At 63.6% G+C, this 15,935-nt stretch carries 19 protein-coding genes and 1 riboswitch; of the genes, 18 read left to right on the top strand and 1 reads right to left on the bottom strand.

Annotated elements, in window-relative coordinates:
• The first annotated feature begins 71 nt into the window (after positions 1-71).
• The 10 genes from rpe (at position 72) to hisF (ending at position 7,572) form a co-directional block, all read left to right on the top strand.
• Positions 72-746, top strand: a complete 675-nt coding sequence (rpe, locus tag PQ627_RS02500) for a ribulose-phosphate 3-epimerase (protein WP_144658583.1) — start codon at positions 72-74, stop codon at positions 744-746.
• A gap of 77 nt (positions 747-823) precedes the next feature.
• A riboswitch (FMN riboswitch) is annotated at positions 824-981 on the top strand.
• 89 nt (positions 982-1,070) lie between these two features.
• Positions 1,071-1,763 carry a nicotinamide riboside transporter PnuC gene (pnuC, locus tag PQ627_RS02495; RefSeq protein WP_144658584.1) on the top strand — a complete coding sequence of 231 codons (693 nt, stop codon included), beginning with the start codon at positions 1,071-1,073 and terminating at the stop codon, positions 1,761-1,763.
• Positions 1,760-2,896 carry a bifunctional diaminohydroxyphosphoribosylaminopyrimidine deaminase/5-amino-6-(5-phosphoribosylamino)uracil reductase RibD gene (gene ribD / locus PQ627_RS02490; protein WP_274258218.1) on the top strand — a complete coding sequence of 379 codons (1,137 nt, stop codon included), beginning with the start codon at positions 1,760-1,762 and terminating at the stop codon, positions 2,894-2,896. Before pnuC ends, ribD begins: the two co-directional genes overlap by 4 nt.
• Entirely contained in the window at positions 2,896-3,522 is a 627-nt protein-coding gene (locus PQ627_RS02485; RefSeq protein WP_144658586.1) for a riboflavin synthase, read from the top strand. The genes ribD and PQ627_RS02485 overlap by 1 nt, the downstream gene beginning before the upstream one ends.
• Positions 3,519-4,208, top strand: coding sequence for a 3,4-dihydroxy-2-butanone-4-phosphate synthase (ribB, locus tag PQ627_RS02480; protein ID WP_274258217.1), 690 nt, complete (start codon positions 3,519-3,521; stop codon positions 4,206-4,208). Before PQ627_RS02485 ends, ribB begins: the two co-directional genes overlap by 4 nt.
• Complete coding sequence (ribA, locus tag PQ627_RS02475; protein WP_144658588.1) at positions 4,205-4,912, top strand: GTP cyclohydrolase II; 708 nt, start codon at positions 4,205-4,207, stop codon at positions 4,910-4,912. The genes ribB and ribA overlap by 4 nt, the downstream gene beginning before the upstream one ends.
• A gap of 18 nt (positions 4,913-4,930) precedes the next feature.
• On the top strand, positions 4,931-5,416 hold the full coding sequence (gene ribH, locus PQ627_RS02470) for a 6,7-dimethyl-8-ribityllumazine synthase (RefSeq protein WP_144658589.1): 486 nt from the start codon (positions 4,931-4,933) through the stop codon (positions 5,414-5,416).
• 123 nt (positions 5,417-5,539) lie between these two features.
• A complete protein-coding gene (locus tag PQ627_RS02465) occupies positions 5,540-5,803 on the top strand; it encodes a phosphoribosyl-ATP diphosphatase (protein ID WP_018778638.1) in 264 nt (87 codons plus the stop codon).
• 86 nt (positions 5,804-5,889) lie between these two features.
• A complete protein-coding gene (gene hisG, locus PQ627_RS02460) occupies positions 5,890-6,750 on the top strand; it encodes an ATP phosphoribosyltransferase (RefSeq protein WP_274258216.1) in 861 nt (286 codons plus the stop codon).
• 45 nt (positions 6,751-6,795) lie between these two features.
• Positions 6,796-7,572: an imidazole glycerol phosphate synthase subunit HisF gene (gene hisF / locus PQ627_RS02455; protein ID WP_274258215.1), complete on the top strand. Its 777-nt coding sequence runs from the start codon at positions 6,796-6,798 to the stop codon at positions 7,570-7,572.
• A gap of 85 nt (positions 7,573-7,657) precedes the next feature.
• Here hisF and PQ627_RS02450 read toward each other — a convergent pair whose 3' ends face one another.
• Positions 7,658-8,302, bottom strand: a complete 645-nt coding sequence (locus tag PQ627_RS02450) for a TIGR03085 family metal-binding protein (protein WP_144658592.1) — start codon at positions 8,300-8,302, stop codon at positions 7,658-7,660.
• A 90-nt stretch (positions 8,303-8,392) separates the two neighbouring features.
• On the opposite strand from PQ627_RS02450, the gene hisI reads away from it, so the two are divergent.
• The 8 genes from hisI to lgt all read left to right on the top strand — a co-directional run bounded on the left by hisI (position 8,393) and on the right by lgt (position 15,745).
• Complete coding sequence (gene hisI, locus PQ627_RS02445; RefSeq protein ID WP_144658593.1) at positions 8,393-8,809, top strand: phosphoribosyl-AMP cyclohydrolase; 417 nt, start codon at positions 8,393-8,395, stop codon at positions 8,807-8,809.
• 60 nt (positions 8,810-8,869) lie between these two features.
• On the top strand, positions 8,870-10,450 hold the full coding sequence (locus PQ627_RS02440) for an anthranilate synthase component I (protein WP_274258214.1): 1,581 nt from the start codon (positions 8,870-8,872) through the stop codon (positions 10,448-10,450).
• Positions 10,447-11,049: a Trp biosynthesis-associated membrane protein gene (locus PQ627_RS02435; RefSeq protein ID WP_144658595.1), complete on the top strand. Its 603-nt coding sequence runs from the start codon at positions 10,447-10,449 to the stop codon at positions 11,047-11,049. Before PQ627_RS02440 ends, PQ627_RS02435 begins: the two co-directional genes overlap by 4 nt.
• A gap of 123 nt (positions 11,050-11,172) precedes the next feature.
• The gene (locus PQ627_RS02430) at positions 11,173-11,445 is read left to right on the top strand and encodes an HGxxPAAW family protein (RefSeq protein WP_090825336.1); all 273 of its coding nucleotides are present in this window, start codon (positions 11,173-11,175) and stop codon (positions 11,443-11,445) included.
• Positions 11,446-11,447: 2 nt separating this feature from the next.
• On the top strand, positions 11,448-12,266 hold the full coding sequence (gene trpC, locus PQ627_RS02425) for an indole-3-glycerol phosphate synthase TrpC (RefSeq protein ID WP_186313456.1): 819 nt from the start codon (positions 11,448-11,450) through the stop codon (positions 12,264-12,266).
• A 114-nt stretch (positions 12,267-12,380) separates the two neighbouring features.
• Positions 12,381-13,757, top strand: coding sequence for a tryptophan synthase subunit beta (trpB, locus tag PQ627_RS02420; RefSeq protein WP_274258213.1), 1,377 nt, complete (start codon positions 12,381-12,383; stop codon positions 13,755-13,757).
• Positions 13,757-14,569, top strand: coding sequence for a tryptophan synthase subunit alpha (gene trpA / locus PQ627_RS02415; protein WP_274258212.1), 813 nt, complete (start codon positions 13,757-13,759; stop codon positions 14,567-14,569). Before trpB ends, trpA begins: the two co-directional genes overlap by 1 nt.
• A 21-nt stretch (positions 14,570-14,590) precedes the next feature.
• Entirely contained in the window at positions 14,591-15,745 is a 1,155-nt protein-coding gene (gene lgt, locus PQ627_RS02410; protein WP_144658600.1) for a prolipoprotein diacylglyceryl transferase, read from the top strand.
• Positions 15,746-15,935: the final 190 nt, after the last annotated feature.

Here is a 15,935-nt window from a genome sequence, read left to right as displayed (position 1 = left end):
GCACGTTCCTGGCCGCATCGGAACCCCCGCCACGGCCGCACCATGACCCACACCGACCCGAAGGGGCTGCCTTGTCTCAGTGCTGTATCAACCCGAGCATCCTGTCTGCGGACTTCGTCAATCTTGAGGCAGAGTTGCAGCGCATCAGCAACGCCGACGCCGTGCACGTCGATGTCATGGACAACCACTTCGTGCCCAACCTGACGCTCGGATTGCCGGTGGTGCAGAGGATCCAGGCGGTCAGCCCGGTTCCGCTGGACGCGCATCTGATGATTTCCGACGCCGACCGCTGGGCGCCTGCCTACGCAGACGCCGGCGTCGCGTCCGTGACGTTCCATGCCGAAGCGGCCGTCGCTCCGGTCAAGCTGGCCCGTGAATTGCGCGCGCGGGGTTCCAAGGCTGGAATGGCGTTGCGTCCGGCCACCCCGGTGGAGCCGTACCTGGACATGCTCAGCGAACTGGACATGCTGTTGATCATGACCGTTGAACCTGGCTTTGGCGGGCAATCCTTCCTTGACATCACGCTGCCCAAGATCAGGCGGGCCCGCGCGGCAATCGAGGGTTCGGGCGTTGCCGTGGCGATCCAGGTCGATGGCGGGATCACGGAGGAAACCATCGTCAGGGCTGCTGAGGCGGGCGCCAACGTCTTCGTGGCCGGCTCAGCGGTCTACGGCCATGAGGACCCGGCAGCAGCCATCGATCGGCTGCGCACCGCAGGACAAGCCGCGGCGGCGGCAAAAGCCTGATGGTTGTTATGGGATGTTACGAAGATGGCCGGGAATAGCCTGGCCGTCGTCGTAGTTGTGGCACAATAACAACACACATACGTGCTCCGGGGTCGGTGTAAGTCCGAACCGGCGGTCATAGTCCGCGACCCGCGAGCCACTGATGTCCTGAGCGATCAGGACTTTCGGTGGCAGACGGTTGAACCGGTGGAATTCCGGTACCGACAGTTAAAGTCTGGATGGGAGAAGCACGTACAGTCATGCCGTGGGCGTTCCTTCAGCGACGCCCGGTATTGCGCTGTCGTACACCCCCGGAGTCATCGCGGCTTACTGGGAAGGAACGGCATGGACTTTCTGCGATGGCTCTTCGAAGCACAGATCCCCGTTGGTGGATCTGCCCTTGTCTTACGCGAAGTGCTTGGAAACATCTTTGGGTTGCTCAGCGCCCTCGGCGGAATGCGCCGGAAAGTCTGGGCCTGGCCGGTCGGCATCGTCGGCAACATTCTTTTGCTCACCGTGTTCCTCGGCAACGTGTTTGGTGCCGCTGCGCCCGCCACTCTCTGGGGACAGGCCGGACGGCAGGTAATGTTCATCGCGGTGGCCGCCTATGGCTGGTACCGCTGGCAGCAAGGCCGTCAAACGAGTACCCAGGGCCGTGCGGTGATACCAGGCTGGGCCTCCAACAAGGTCCGCCTGGCGTTGATCGGCGCAATGTTCGCCGGAACCGCCGCCCTCACACCCTTGTTTGACTCGCTGGGCTCTTATCCGCCGGTGTGGGCCGACGCCTGGACCTTCATGGGCTCGCTCCTGGCCACCTACGGAATGGCACGCGGTTGGACCGAATTCTGGCTTATCTGGGTCGCCGTGGATATCGTCGGAGTGCCTTTGTTGTTCAGCGCCGGTTACTACGCCAGTGCTGTCATGTACCTCTTCTACGGATTCTTCACGCTGACCGGCTTCTTCGTTTGGTGGCGGGCGGAAAAGCGTGAGCGCGGCGCAGTTCAGGCCGTTGCAGTTGCCGCGGGGGCTGTTCGATGACCGCGCACGGTGCATTTGCGCCGGCTGAGACGTCGGCGATGGATGCGGCCCTGGCGGCCGCGCTGGCTGGCCCCCGTGGGGCGAATCCCTTGGTCGGCGCTGTCATTCTCGGCCCGGACGGCGAACAGCTGGCCACGGGATACCATCGCGGAGCTGGAACTGCCCATGCCGAGGCCGACGCGATTTCAGAGGCCCGGCGCCAAGGCATCGATATTCAAGGCACCACGATGGTGGTAACCCTTGAGCCTTGCAACCACGTAGGCCGTACGGGCCCATGTGCCCAGGCAATCATCGCGGCCGGTATCGCGAAGGTGATTTACGCCGTCGACGATCCCCATGACCCGGCCGCCGGCGGCGCCAGGACCCTGCGCGCAGCGGGCATTGAGGTTACGTCAGGACTCGGCCGTGAAGAATCACTTGACCTGAACCGGGAATGGTTCGACGCCGTTGCCGCCAAGCGCCCCTTCGTCACCTTGCACATAGCCCAGACCCTGGACAGCCGCATCGCGGCCGTCGACGGCACCAGCCAGTGGATCTCCAGCGCCGAGTCGCTGGAAGACAACCACGGGTTGCGTCGCCTGATCGACGCGATCCTGGTGGGGACGGGAACAGTGCTTATTGACAACCCGCGGTTGACGGCCCGGACCCCGGCCGGTGAACTTTCCCAACGCCAACCCATCAGGGCAGTCATGGGCCTCAGGGATGTCCCGGAGGAAGCTGCCGTGCGGGGAAACGACGGCCGCTTCCGCCATCTGCCCACAAGGGATCCTGCCGAGGCGCTGGGCATGCTGTTCGACGAGGGCGTCCGTCACGTGATGGTCGAAGGGGGCTCGAGCATTCTGAGCACCTTCCTTGCTGCCGGCTTGGTGGACGAGTTGATCGTCTACCTCGCCCCGACCTTGCTGGGATCGGGGACTCCGGCCCTGAACGACCTGGGCATAGGCACACTGGCCGACGCCCAGCACTGGACGTGGGACGAGGCCAGCGGGGGCTCTGTCCGCACTCTGGGCAATGACCTCCGGCTGCATCTTCGACCCGCCGGCCGCACTGCCAACACCACAAAGAATTCGATTCCGCAGATTCGTGTGGCCTCACACGGTGAAGCTGCGGAATATGTCACAGGAGGACACTGATGTTTACCGGAATCGTCGCAGAGCAGGGCACCGTCCTTGGGATTGAACACGACGGCGATGCCAGCGCGACACTGCGCTTGAAGGCTCCCACAACCGCCGGCGACCTGCCCTTGGGCGGCTCCATCGCCGTCAATGGCGTGTGCCTGACTGCGACCAGCATCGACGGCCAGGATTTCAGCGTGGACGTCATGGGCGAAACCTTGGTCCGCACCACGATCGGGGAGCTGGCGGCGGGGGACACCGTAAACCTCGAGCGCTGTGTTCCTGCCGGCGGTCGGCTGGACGGTCATGTCGTCCAGGGACACGTGGATGGCGTTGGTGAGCTGCTTGAACGCGAGGCGCTGGGGAACTGGGACCGCCTGCGGTTCGGCGTCCCGGCCCCGCTGGCACGCTACATCGCCGAGAAGGGTTCGATCGCCGTCGACGGTGTTTCGCTGACCGTAACCGCTGTCAGTGCCGCGTCCGAAGCGGAGCCGTGGTTCGAAGTCGGCCTTATTCCCACCACGCTGGAGGAGACCGGACTGGGGGCAAAGGCCGTAGGCGGCCGCGTCAACTTGGAAGTGGATGTCCTGGCGAAATACACCGAGCGCCTTTTGTCGTTCGCCCCGCAGGGAGGCACCCGATGAGCGCCACCACCAAGCCCGAGCAAACAGCGGCGCCGCGTCCCGGTCTGGACCCGGTGGAGTCGGCGATCGCCGCAATGGCGGCCGGCAAAGCCGTCATTGTCGTGGACAACGAGGACCGGGAAAACGAAGGCGACATCATCTTTGCCGCTGAACACGCCACTCCCGCCCTGATGGGATGGACCATCCGGTATTCCTCCGGGGTTATCTGCGTTCCGCTGGAAGGTGAGCGGGCCGATGCCCTGATCCTGCCTCCCATGGTGGAAATAAACCAAGATGCTAAGGGTACTGCCTATACTGTTTCCTGTGACGCTGCGATAGGAGTCAGCACGGGAATTTCTGCCACGGACAGGGCCTTGACGGCTCGAATCCTGGCAGATCCCGCCAGTACTCCGGCGTCACTCACCCGTCCTGGGCATATTTTTCCGCTGCGGGCCGTTAAGGGGGGAGTGCGAGAACGTCCGGGACACACGGAAGCTGCCGTGGACTTGTGTCGCCTGGCCGGGCTCGCCCCGGTGGGTGTTATCGCAGAGTTGGTACATGACGACGGTGAAATGATGCGCCTGGACAGCCTGCGCGGATTTGCCGCTGAACATGGATGCCCCCTCATCTCCATTGAGGACCTGGTGTCGTATGTTGAAGCGGTGGATTCCCGGGCGGCGCATCGGGTAGACGAGGAGAAGCGATGACCGCATCGACAGCACACAGCAGTGAGCACACGGACTCCGGGCCGCACCCGGTGAGCGGTGGACCCATCGTGCAGCTGCCCACCGCCTACGGCGATTTCGTGGCGCAGGCATGGACTGACCATGTCACGGGAGTTGAACATCTCGCTGTCAGCTCGCCCAACGCGCCAAAGGGTGGCCAGGCTCCTCTGGTCCGCCTGCACTCGGAATGCCTCACGGGCGATGTCTTCGGTTCCTACCGCTGCGATTGCGGTGAGCAGCTGGCTTTCGCGCTGGAACTGATTCACAAGGAAGGCGGTACGCTGCTTTACCTGCGTGGACAGGAAGGCCGTGGGATCGGCCTGGCCAACAAGATCAAGGCCTACGCCTTACAGGAGGCCGGGTTCGACACCGTCGAAGCCAATGAGCAACTTGGCCTGCCCGTGGATGCACGCTCCTATGACGCGGCTGGGCAGATCCTTGCGGAGATGGGACTTCACGAAGTCCGTTTGCTGAGCAACAACCCCGATAAGCAGCACCGCCTTGACAAGGCAGGGGTGACTGTCGTTGAGATGGTGCCCACAGAGGTGCCGTCCCGGGAGCAGAACCTCCGGTACCTGCAGACCAAGAAGGACCGGATGGACCACCTGCTCAGGCTCGAAGTCGAGCCGGTCAGCAATGGCAAGAATCCAGCTTCACCCAAGATTTTCAACAGCAACCAAGACTGAACGGATCCACAGCACACCATGAGCGGACACGGCGCGCCCACTATCGACCTCACTACCCTCAACCCCGAGGAGACCTCGCAGCTCAAGCTCGCCATCGTGGCGGCAAGCTGGCACACCCAGATCATGGACGGCCTGGTAGACGGTGCCCTGCGTGCAGCCAAGGAAGCGGGCATTGCGGAACCCACGCTGTTGCGGGTTCCGGGCAGCTTCGAACTTCCGGTCGCCGCTGCCAGGCTGGCACCGCACTTTGACGCCGTCGTGGCCCTGGGCGTAGTTATCCGCGGCGGAACCCCGCACTTCGACTACGTCTGCCAGGCCGCGACGTCGGGACTTACCGATGTCAGCGTGCGCACCGGAGTGCCGGTGGGCTTTGGCGTACTCACCTGCGACACCGAACAGCAGGGCCTCGACCGGGCCGGCCTTCCCGGCTCCCAGGAAGACAAGGGCCACGAGGCCGTCACAGCTGCTCTGGCTACCGCGGTGACGCTGAAGCACTTCAGCTGAGCGGGTACTGCCTCGGCTAAGCGTGCGCGAGAAGGGGATGTGGGTGTGTCTTCACTCACATCCCCTTCGTCATGCAGCGCCCCAACGAGCGGCGTCGGCCCAGGAGCAAGTAGTCTGGAGGGCGTGAAGAATTTCGAGACGCTGTTCGCAGAACTGAGTGAGAAAGCAGCGACCCGCCCGGCAGGCTCGCGTACGGTAGCCGAGCTGGACTCCGGAATCCACGGCATTGGCAAAAAGGTGGTCGAAGAGGCCGCTGAAGTCTGGATGGCCGCGGAGTATGAATCGGACGAGGCTGCTGCTGAGGAAATCTCCCAGCTCCTGTACCACCTGCAGGTCCTCATGCTTGCCAAGGGCCTCAGCCTGGAAGACGTTTACAAGCATCTCTAGCCACGCCACTCCGCCTGCCCGCAGGCGGAGCAAGCCGCGTGGCCGATGTGCCTGAAACCTCCATTCCAAACAGAAAGTCTCCCGAAATGCTCCGTGTAGCAGTCCCCAACAAGGGATCCCTGTCCGAAGCCGCCTCCGCAATGCTGTCCGAGGCCGGATACCGCCAACGTCGCGATTCCCGCGAGCTGGTGATGGTCGATCCCGACAACGACATTGAATTCTTTTTCCTTCGCCCCCGGGATATTGCCGTGTATGTGGGACAGGGAACCCTGGACGTTGGCATCACCGGCAGGGACCTGCTTCTTGACGCAAAAGTCGAAGCCGAAGAACTGCTTCCCCTGGGTTTTGCGCCTTCGACCTTCCGCTTCGCCGGCCCTGTCGGTGACTTCGCCGGCGTCGAGCAGCTTGAAGGCAAGCGCCTGGCCACCAGCTACGACGGCCTCCTGCGCGACTACCTGGCCGAGCGTGGCGTCAACGCCAAGGTGGTCCGTCTGGACGGCGCCGTGGAGTCCTCCGTCCGCCTCGGCGTTGCGGATGCCATTGCTGACGTGGTGGAAACCGGCAATACCCTCAAGGCCGCCGGCATGGAAATCTTCGGTGACCCCATCCTGAAGTCCGAGGCCGTGTTGATCCGCCGTTCGGGTTCCGGTGGTGCCGCCAATGGGACGGCCAAGGAAATCGACATCCTCATCCGCCGCCTCCAGGGCGTTCTGGTCGCGCGACAGTACGTGTTGATGGACTACGACATCCGCAAGGACCTGGTGGAAGACGCCGCGGCGCTGACCCCCGGCCTCGAGTCGCCCACGGTTTCTCCGCTGCGTGATTCCGAATGGGTGGCCGTGCGTTCCATGGTTCCCAAGAAGGAAACCAACCGCATCATGGACGAACTGTACGACCTCGGCGCCCGCGCCATCCTGGTCAGCAGCATCCACGCCTGCCGGATCTGACCCACGCACTGATCAACTGGAGCCAGCAGAACTGAGGAGCAGCACATGGCTGTAGCCGTACGCGTCATCCCATGCTTGGATGTGGACGCCGGTCGCGTCGTCAAGGGGGTCAACTTCGAAGGCCTTCGGGACGCCGGGGACCCGGTGGAACTTGCCCACCGCTATGACAATGGCGGGGCAGACGAACTGACGTTCCTGGACGTAACTGCCTCATCGGGAAACCGTGAAACCACGTTCGACGTCGTCCGCCGCACCGCGGAAGAAGTGTTCATTCCCCTCACCGTGGGTGGTGGGGTCCGTGGCGTGGCCGAGGTCGACAAGCTCCTGCGCTTTGGTGCGGATAAAGCTTCCATCAACACGGCCGCAGTTGCCCGGCCCGAGGTGATCGATGAGATCACCAGGCACTTCGGATCCCAGGTACTGGTGCTCTCCGTCGATGCGCGCCGTACCCGGGAAGGTGACGTTCCGACGTCGTCCGGTTTTGAAGTCACCACGCACGGCGGCCGGACCGGTACCGGAATCGACGCCATTGCCTGGGCCAAGGAAGCTGCTGACAGGGGAGTCGGGGAGATCCTGCTGAACTCCATTGACGCCGACGGCACCAAGGATGGCTTCGACCTTGAACTTATCCGCATGGTCCGTGCAGCGGTCAATATCCCGATCATCGCCTCGGGCGGCGCGGGGGCTCCAGAGCATTTTCCGCCGGCCGTCCAGGCAGGCGCCGACGCCGTGCTTGCAGCCTCGGTGTTCCACTTTGGTCCGGACGACATGATCTCCCAGGTCAAGACCGCGATCCGCGAGGCCGGCTTCGAAGTCCGCTGATTTCCCGCCGCAAACATACAACGCGGGGTCACTTATGGCCCATCATCCCCTCCGGGATGGGCCATAAGTGACCCCGCGTTGGTGGTTAAAGTCCGATGTCTGCTGACTGCAAAAGCGCGACGGCGTCCGGCTGGCCCTCGAAGGTGACCAAGGCCTGGTTGGTGCGGCCGTGGGCGTGCATCAGCAATTCGCCCGGCTCGCCAACGATGGCCACGGAAACGGGTGCGCGCTTGGCAACGTGCCGCGGGCCGGTGGGCCTGACCAAAACGATGCCAAGGTCCACGCCACGGTACAGGAACGCTGCGCGCTTGATGAGGTCGTTCCAGAGAGCGTCCGAATAGGCCTCGTCCAGTGCCCGGGGCGCCCAGCGGTCCCCGGCGCGGCGGATGTCTTCGGTGTGCACGAAGAATTCGATGAGGTTCGAGGTTTCGTCCAGGGCCTTGATCTTCAAAGGAGAGAACGCCGGCGGGCCCGAGCGGAAGGTCTTGACGAGGTCTGCGTAGTCGTCCGTGGTCTTCAGTTGGGAGGCCAGTTTGGAGGTGGCTTTCTCTGACGCTTTACCAAGGCGGGGGATCAGCAGTCCGACGCCGACAGCGAACTTCCGCTCCCGCAGATACAAGTGCGCGGCAAGGTCCCGTGTCCGCCACCCTTCGCAGAGCGTGGGGGAGTCAGGTCCGGCCGCCAGCAGGGTTTCGGCCAGTACTTCTCGGGAGGGATCGACGAAATGCATCACTTGTGAAACTAGCACGATCGGCGCGCACTTGCGCACTGGAACCGCCGCAGAATCGCCAGTACCGCCAAAGGCACTAGACTTGATCTGATGTCAGAGCAGTCCGCCCCCAGCCCCTCTCCCGCCGTGGAGCTTTCCAGCGACCCCGCGGGTCCGTTGCCGCAGGAGATCGCAGATGCACTCAAGCGCGATTCCGCAGGCCTGGTTGCCGCCATCGTGCAACAGCATGACACCAACGAGGTCCTGATGCTCGGGTGGATGGATGACGAGGCCCTGCACCGCACGATGACCACTGGACGCGTCACGTTCTACTCGCGTTCCCGCCAGGAGTACTGGCGTAAGGGCGACACTTCCGGACACGTACAGTTCGTGAAGTCAGTCGCCCTGGACTGCGACGGCGACGCCCTCCTGATCCGTGTTGACCAGATCGGCGCTGCCTGCCACACCGGAACCCGGACCTGTTTTGACGGTCGCGACCTGACGGTCGTTACGGGCCACCGCGAATAAGGCACCCCAGCACTTTCCACTGACGCACCACCTCAGACCAAAAGGCGGAGAACAATAGCCATGCAGGACCTTGGAATCATCAGCCCGGGCCTGGAAGAGTTCCGGGAACTCGCCGTCCACAGCCGTGTCATCCCTGTCCGGCTGAAAGTCCTTGCCGACGCCGAAACCCCCATCGGGCTCTATCGGAAACTGGCCAAGGGGCAGCCTGGGACCTTCCTGTTGGAATCAGCGGCCGTCGGCGGCGCCTGGTCGCGCTACTCCTTCATCGGTTCAAAGTCGCGCGCCACGCTGACCACCAAGGACGGTCAGGCGCACTGGATCGGCGAACCGCCGGTAGGAGTGCCCGTTTCCGGCAACCCGGTCGAAGCCGTCCGCGACACGATTTCCGCGTTGCAGACCGACCGCTTCGAGGGCCTGCCTCCCTTCACTTCCGGCCTGGTGGGCTTCCTTGGCTGGGAATCCGTGCGCCACTGGGAGCGTTTGACCTCCCCGCCCGAGGATGACCTGCAGTTGCCGGAAATGGCGCTGAACCTGGTTACTGACATGGCCGTCCACGACAACGTCGACGGTACTGTCCTGTTGATTGCCAACGCCATCAACTTTGACGACAGCACCGAACGCGTTGACGAAGCCTGGCACGATGCCGTGGCCCGCGTGAACGGGCTCCTGGAGCAGATCAGCACGCCCGTGCCCCAGCCTGTTTCCGTGCTGGATACGGCTGCGTTGGACTTCGCCTCCAGCGTGCAGGAACGCTGGGACGAAGCCAAGTACTTGGAAGCCATCGACCGCGGCAAGGAAGCGATCGTGGACGGCGAGGTTTTCCAGGTGGTGATCTCGCGACGCTTCGAGATGGAATGCGCCGCCGACCCCTTGGACGTTTACCGCGTGCTGCGCAACACCAACCCCAGCCCGTATATGTATCTCTTCAGCTTGGAGGATGCCGACGGCCGCGAGTACTCGATCGTGGGGTCTTCGCCCGAAGCTCTGGTGACGGTGACCGGTGATGAAGTCATCACCCACCCGATCGCCGGCTCGCGTCCTCGCGGCAAGACAGTCGAGGCGGACAAGGCCCTGGCGACGGAGCTGCTGGCGGACCAGAAGGAACGCGCCGAACACCTGATGCTGGTGGACCTCTCGCGCAACGACCTCTCCAAGGTGTGCGTCGCCGGTACCGTCGATGTCACGCAGTTCATGGAAGTGGAACGCTTCAGCCACATCATGCACCTGGTCTCCACGGTGGTGGGCGAGCTCGCTCCCCACGCCAAGGCTTACGACGTCCTGAAGGCTACCTTCCCCGCAGGCACGTTGTCCGGTGCCCCCAAGCCCCGCGCCCTCCGGCTCCTGGACGAGTTGGAGCCGCACCGCCGCGGCATCTATGGCGGCGTGGTGGGCTACCTGGACTTCGCCGGCGACATGGACATGGCCATTGCCATCCGTTCAGCCCTGCTCCGCGAAGGCCGTGCCTACGTTCAGGCCGGTGGCGGAATTGTGGCGGATTCGCACAAGCCCTCAGAGGCCTTGGAGACGGTGAACAAGGCCGCTGCGCCGCTGCGCGCTGTGCACACCGCGGGCTCGCTGCAGAACATTGCGGTAGATGCCGGTCGGGATGAACTGCCCGACGGCGGGACGTCCGCCCCGTGAGCACCGCCGCCTCCGCGCTTCCCGCACAGGCCCCGCCCCGCTGGGCCCGCAAGTCGACTGTGGTCCTCGCGGCCGTCGTGCTTGCCTTGGCTGTTTTCGGAACCACCACGCAGACCTGGATCGAGGTGCAGCTGGATCCCGCTGGGGTGTCCAACAGCAACCTCCACGTGCCCGGCAACAAGGCTGCAACCGCCGTCACCGCACTTGCTCTCGTGGCGTTGGCCGGTGGCCTGGCCGCGTCCATCGCGGGCCGGGTGGCGCGGTGGATCATCGCCGTCATCATTGCCTTCTCGGCCGCCGGAATCGTCCTTGCCGCCTCCACGGTACTGGCCGATCCACTCGGAGCCGCCCAAGGATCCATCGCTGCGGCCACCGGTGTTGCTGGTGGGCAGGCGGGTGTGGTTGCCACGGCCTTCCCAGTGGTGGCCATCGTCGCAGGCGCTCTGCTGGCCGTGTGCGCAGCGGTGCTGCCGCTGGCCGGGCGTCACTGGAAAACCCGGACCAAATACGACGCGGGTTCGAGGGGCAGGCAGGACGGCGAGCCAGTGGACGAGATCGACAGTTGGGACAGCTTGTCACGGGGCGAGGACCCTACCTAGAGGCACAAGTGCAAAGTTTCGGTGCGGCGTTGCGCCAGCGTTGCCCCGCGCGTCGGTCGATGTCCCCGGCCGCCGTCAATAAATGGCAGAATGTAAGCAGTATTCATCCTGAGGAGATTTCACATGAGCAAAACCACAGTGTCCGCAAACCAAGCTGAATCCACCATGGCCAGCCACGCTGACGCCATCGGTCACGGAAACAGCCCGGCTGCCTGGACCTGCGTGATTGTCATGCTGGTTGGCGCCTTGATCTCTTCCATTGCTTTCGTCATCGCCAGCACCCCCATTTTCGTTGGCGGCCTGGTTGTCATGGTTATCGGCCTCATCGTTGGCCTGGTAATGCGCAAGGCGGGCTACGGAGTGGGCGGCAGCAAGCTGCAGAACAACGGCCACTAATCGTGACCGTTCTTGATGACATCATCGTTGGCGTCAAGGAAGACCTCGAGGCACGCCGCGCCCTTGTGTCCCTCGAGGAGCTGAAGGAGCGCGCCGCCGCTGCTGCGCCTGCACGTGATGCCTGGGCAGCCTTGGGGGGAGCTTCTTCCGACCGCAGCGAGCTCAAGGTTATCGCCGAGATCAAGCGCCGGAGCCCTTCCAAGGGTGACCTCGCTTCCATCGCCGATCCCGCATCGCTGGCAGTGCAGTACGCGGACGGCGGAGCTTCTGTCATCAGCGTGCTCACCGAACAGCGCCGTTTCGGCGGCTCGCTGGCGGACCTTGATGCCGTACGTGCCGCCGTCGAAACGCCGTTGCTCCGCAAGGATTTCACGGTTGATGAGTACCAGATCTGGGAAGCCCGTGCACATGGCGCGGACCTCATCCTGCTCATTGTCGCCGCTTTGACCGATGAAGAGCTTGTTCGGTTCAGCACCTTGAGCCACGAGCTCGGCATGAATGTCCTGGTGGAAACGCACACCGAGGAAGAGATTGAACGGGCTGTCGCTGCGAAGGCCAGGATTATCGGCATCAACGTGCGGAACCTGAAGACGCTCGACGTCGACCGCTCGGTTTTCGGTTCGCTGGCCGGTTTGATTCCCGCTGGTGCAGTCGTGGTCGCCGAATCCGGGGTCAGGGGTGCCGATGACGTCGCGCACTACGCCGCAGGTGGCGCCAACGCCATTCTTGTCGGCGAAGCGCTGGTCAGCGATTCCACCCCGCGCGAGCGGATTACCGAATTCAAGGCAGCTGGAGCTGCCGCCATCGCCGTCAGGAACTGAGGCAGTTACTGAATCACGGCGAGAAGTCATAAGGCAGCCCGGGCTCAAGCCCGTGGCTGCCTTGTGGCACGTGGAACTACCCAAAGAACTAAGTGGAACAGGACGGTGAGACTGATGGTCGACGCGCCAACAGCCGGCTCAGAAGAGAATGCCGCAGACGCATTCCTGCAAGGTGGCCCTTCGCTGCGCAACGCATCGGGGCCCTACTTCGGAAGCTACGGCGGACGCTGGATGCCCGAGTCTCTCATCGCCGCGTTGGACGAAGTGCGGGACACCTTCGAAAAAGCCAAGGCTGATCCTGATTTCATCGCAGAGTTGAAGGACCTCAACAAGAACTACTCCGGCAGGCCGTCATTGCTGACGGAGGCCAAGCGCTTCTCCGCGCACGCCGGGGGAGCGCGCATCTTCCTCAAGCGCGAAGACCTCAACCACACCGGCTCGCACAAGATCAACAACGTCCTCGGCCAAGCGCTGCTGGCCAAGCGGATGGGCAAGACCCGCGTCATCGCCGAAACCGGTGCCGGGCAGCACGGTGTTGCCAGCGCCACCGCAGCGGCCCTGCTGGGCCTCGAGTGCGTGGTGTACATGGGAGCCGAGGATTGTCGCCGTCAGGCTTTGAACGTAGCCCGCATGCAGTTGCTGGGTGCCACTGTTGTACCGGTCACCAACGGCTCCCAGACACTTAAGGACGCCATCAACGACGCCCTCCGCGACTGGGTCTCGAACGTGGAGAACACCCACTACCTTCTGGGCACTGCTGCCGGAGCCCACCCGTTCCCGGCCATGGTCCGCTACTTCCACGAAGTCATTGGCGAAGAAGCCCGGAGCCAGATCCTCGAGCAGACCGGAAAGCTTCCGGATGCCATTTGCGCCTGCATCGGCGGCGGATCCAACGCGATCGGCCTGTTCCACGCGTTCCTGGACGACGCATCGGTGAAGATCTACGGTTTTGAAGCCGGCGGTGAAGGCGTGGAAACCGGCCGGCACGCAGCAGCCATCTCCCTGGGCCGCCCCGGCGTGCTCCATGGCGCGCGTTCGTACCTCATGCAGGACGAAGACGGACAGACCATTGAGTCCCACTCGATTTCCGCAGGCCTGGACTACCCCAGCGTGGGTCCTGAACACTCCTACCTCGCGGACATAGGACGCGTGAGCTACGAGGCCGTCACCGACACCGAAGCCATGGATGCGTTCAGCCTCCTGTGCCGGACGGAAGGCATCATCCCCGCCATCGAGTCCTCGCACGCCCTGGCCGGGGCCATCAAGATTGGCCACCGCCTTACTGTTGGCAAGGAAAACCCTTCCGACGTCACGGTGATCGTGAATCTGTCCGGTCGTGGCGACAAGGACGTGGAAACCGCTGCGGCTTGGTTCAACATGTTGGACGAAGAGGGACACGTCAAGGGCACCACCCTGTCCACCCGTAAGCCCAAGGGGCCGTCCGACGGCGTGTCCGGGACTGCTGCGGATGAAAACGAGGACCAGAACTGATGAACGCCCAAACCGCCAGCAAGTCCGCTGCCGCCATCGACAAGGCCCGGGCCGAAGGCCGCGCCGCCCTGGTGGGCTACCTGCCTGCCGGGTACCCGACGGTCAAGGAAAGCATCGAAGCAGGCATCGCCTTGGCCCGCAACGGTGCCGACCTCATTGAAATCGGCATCCCGTACTCCGACCCCGTCATGGACGGTCCGGTCATCCAGGCAGCCACAACTGAAGCCATTTCCAACGGGTTCCGCGTTGCAGATGTCTTTGACGTGGTAGCGGGCATCACGGCAGCTACGGATGCTGCCGTGCTGGTGATGACGTACTGGAACCCCGTCATGCGTATGGGCGTGGACGAGTTCTCCCGTCGTCTGGCAGAAGCCGGGGGAGCGGGACTCATCACCCCTGACCTCGTTCCTGACGAAGCCGCTGAATGGTTCGAAGCTTCCGACAAGTACGGACTGGACCGCGTGTTCCTCGTGGCTCCCTCGTCCACCCCCGAGCGGCTCGATATGACCGTGAAGGCAAGCCGCGGGTTCGTCTATGCCGTGTCCATCATGGGTGTTACCGGCACTCGGACTTCGGTCAGCAGCGCCGCCGAGGAAGTGGTGGCACGCGCCCACGCGGCCGGGGCTGATCGGGTATGTGTGGGCTTGGGTGTCTCCAACCCGGACCACGTCCGTGAGATCGCTGCCTACGCCGATGGAGTCATCGTGGGCACCGCCCTGGTGGCGGCCCTCCGCGACGGCGGCGTGGACGCCGTCGGGCAACTCACCAAGAACCTCAGCGCCGGCCTGGGCCGCGCCGCTGCAGAAGCCTAGGAAAAGGAAACAGCGAAGCGCATGCAGACCGTCCTCCACGCAGCGGCAATGGTCCCCCTGAGTATTCCGAGCCCTTCCTGGTCCGGATTCGACATTCCGTTGCCGTGGGGGACTTTGCGCATCCACGCCTACGCCCTCTGCATCCTGGCGGGAATCATCGTCGGCTTGTGGCTGACCTCGGCGCGGTGGAAGCAGCGCGGAGCGCCTGAGGGCAGCCTGTGGGATATCGCCATCTGGGCCATCCCGTTCGGCATCATTGGCGGCCGCCTGTACCACGTCTTTTCTTCGCCCGATGCGTACTTTGGGCCCGGCTTTGATGGCACGGGCGACCTCTCGTTGATCCCCCAGATCCAGCGCGGTGGACTGGGCATCTGGGGCGCCGTGGTCCTTGGCGTAGTGGGCGCCTGGATCGGCTGCCGCCGGGCCGGTGTTAAGTTGACCGCCTTCCTGGACGCGGCCGCTCCCGGCCTGCTCCTGGCCCAGGCCATCGGACGGCTGGGGAACTGGTTCAACCAGGAACTCTTCGGCGCACCCACAACCTTGCCGTGGGGCCTCGAGATCGACCCGTCCAACGCAAACTTTCCACCGGGCATGGCGGCGGACACCCTGTTCCACCCGACGTTCCTCTACGAAATGCTGTGGAACCTTGCAGGCGTAGCCATCCTGTTGCTGCTGGACAAGAAGTTCAGGTTCCGTCGGGGCCGGCTGTTCTGGCTGTACGCCATGTACTACACGCTGGGCCGTGTCTGGATCGAGGCATTGCGTATTGACGACGCCGAGCAGATCACCCTCTTTGGAATCACCACCCGTCTCAACGTGTGGACCAGCATCTTCGTCTTCGTAGCGGCTCTGGTCATCTTCCTGGTACTGGGCCGACGTGCTCGGCCGGTGCCGGATACCCCTTATTTGGCGGGGCGGGAGCCGGAAAAGGACCCTTCCGGAGAGCCCGCAGCGGTGACGAGCGTCACCAGTCATGATGTGGACGCATCTGTCTCAGATAGTGGTTCACGTGATAATCTCCCTGATAACCACAGTGATCCGGACAACGTTGACGGGCCGCGGGACGCATCAGAGAAGACCGTTCAAGACACCACGTCTGCCACGGACGCCTCAGCTGATGCCACCGCCGCACGGAAAGCACCCGGATCCTCGCCTAGGGCAGACGACACCAAGTAGTCGCCGTAGGTAAAGGGGCAACAGAGTCACCGCTCGTAGGGCCCAGTCCACAGCGTCGTGGCACCCCGGAAACCGGATCGCAGCATACCGATGTTCACTGGTCAAGCCGGGGCCAGAGGTCTGCGTAACTGTTAGTTGCGCTGGATCGACTGGCCTACAATTCCAATAACTAGCGCTTTGTTGTGCCCGT

This window comes from Paenarthrobacter sp. AB444 (assembly GCF_028736865.1).
GTDB lineage: Bacteria > Actinomycetota > Actinomycetes > Actinomycetales > Micrococcaceae > Arthrobacter > Arthrobacter nicotinovorans_B.
Note: the sequence above shows the minus strand (reverse complement) of the source record. Positions and strands in the feature narration are given on the sequence as shown.

Excerpts from the sequence above, each read along its gene's own strand:
- pnuC (WP_144658584.1), top strand. The coding sequence starts at position 1,071 with ATGGACTTTCTGCGATGGCTCTTCGAAGCACAGATCCCCGTTGGTGGA.
- ribD (WP_274258218.1), top strand. The coding sequence starts at position 1,760 with ATGACCGCGCACGGTGCATTTGCGCCGGCTGAGACGTCGGCGATGGAT.
- PQ627_RS02485 (WP_144658586.1), top strand. The coding sequence starts at position 2,896 with ATGTTTACCGGAATCGTCGCAGAGCAGGGCACCGTCCTTGGGATTGAA.
- ribB (WP_274258217.1), top strand. The coding sequence starts at position 3,519 with ATGAGCGCCACCACCAAGCCCGAGCAAACAGCGGCGCCGCGTCCCGGT.
- ribA (WP_144658588.1), top strand. The coding sequence starts at position 4,205 with ATGACCGCATCGACAGCACACAGCAGTGAGCACACGGACTCCGGGCCG.
- ribH (WP_144658589.1), top strand. The coding sequence starts at position 4,931 with ATGAGCGGACACGGCGCGCCCACTATCGACCTCACTACCCTCAACCCC.
- hisG (WP_274258216.1), top strand. The coding sequence starts at position 5,890 with ATGCTCCGTGTAGCAGTCCCCAACAAGGGATCCCTGTCCGAAGCCGCC.
- hisF (WP_274258215.1), top strand. The coding sequence starts at position 6,796 with ATGGCTGTAGCCGTACGCGTCATCCCATGCTTGGATGTGGACGCCGGT.
- PQ627_RS02450 (WP_144658592.1), bottom strand. The coding sequence starts at position 8,302 with ATGCATTTCGTCGATCCCTCCCGAGAAGTACTGGCCGAAACCCTGCTG.
- hisI (WP_144658593.1), top strand. The coding sequence starts at position 8,393 with ATGTCAGAGCAGTCCGCCCCCAGCCCCTCTCCCGCCGTGGAGCTTTCC.
- PQ627_RS02440 (WP_274258214.1), top strand. The coding sequence starts at position 8,870 with ATGCAGGACCTTGGAATCATCAGCCCGGGCCTGGAAGAGTTCCGGGAA.
- PQ627_RS02430 (WP_090825336.1), top strand. The coding sequence starts at position 11,173 with ATGAGCAAAACCACAGTGTCCGCAAACCAAGCTGAATCCACCATGGCC.
- trpB (WP_274258213.1), top strand. The coding sequence starts at position 12,381 with ATGGTCGACGCGCCAACAGCCGGCTCAGAAGAGAATGCCGCAGACGCA.
- trpA (WP_274258212.1), top strand. The coding sequence starts at position 13,757 with ATGAACGCCCAAACCGCCAGCAAGTCCGCTGCCGCCATCGACAAGGCC.
- lgt (WP_144658600.1), top strand. The coding sequence starts at position 14,591 with ATGCAGACCGTCCTCCACGCAGCGGCAATGGTCCCCCTGAGTATTCCG.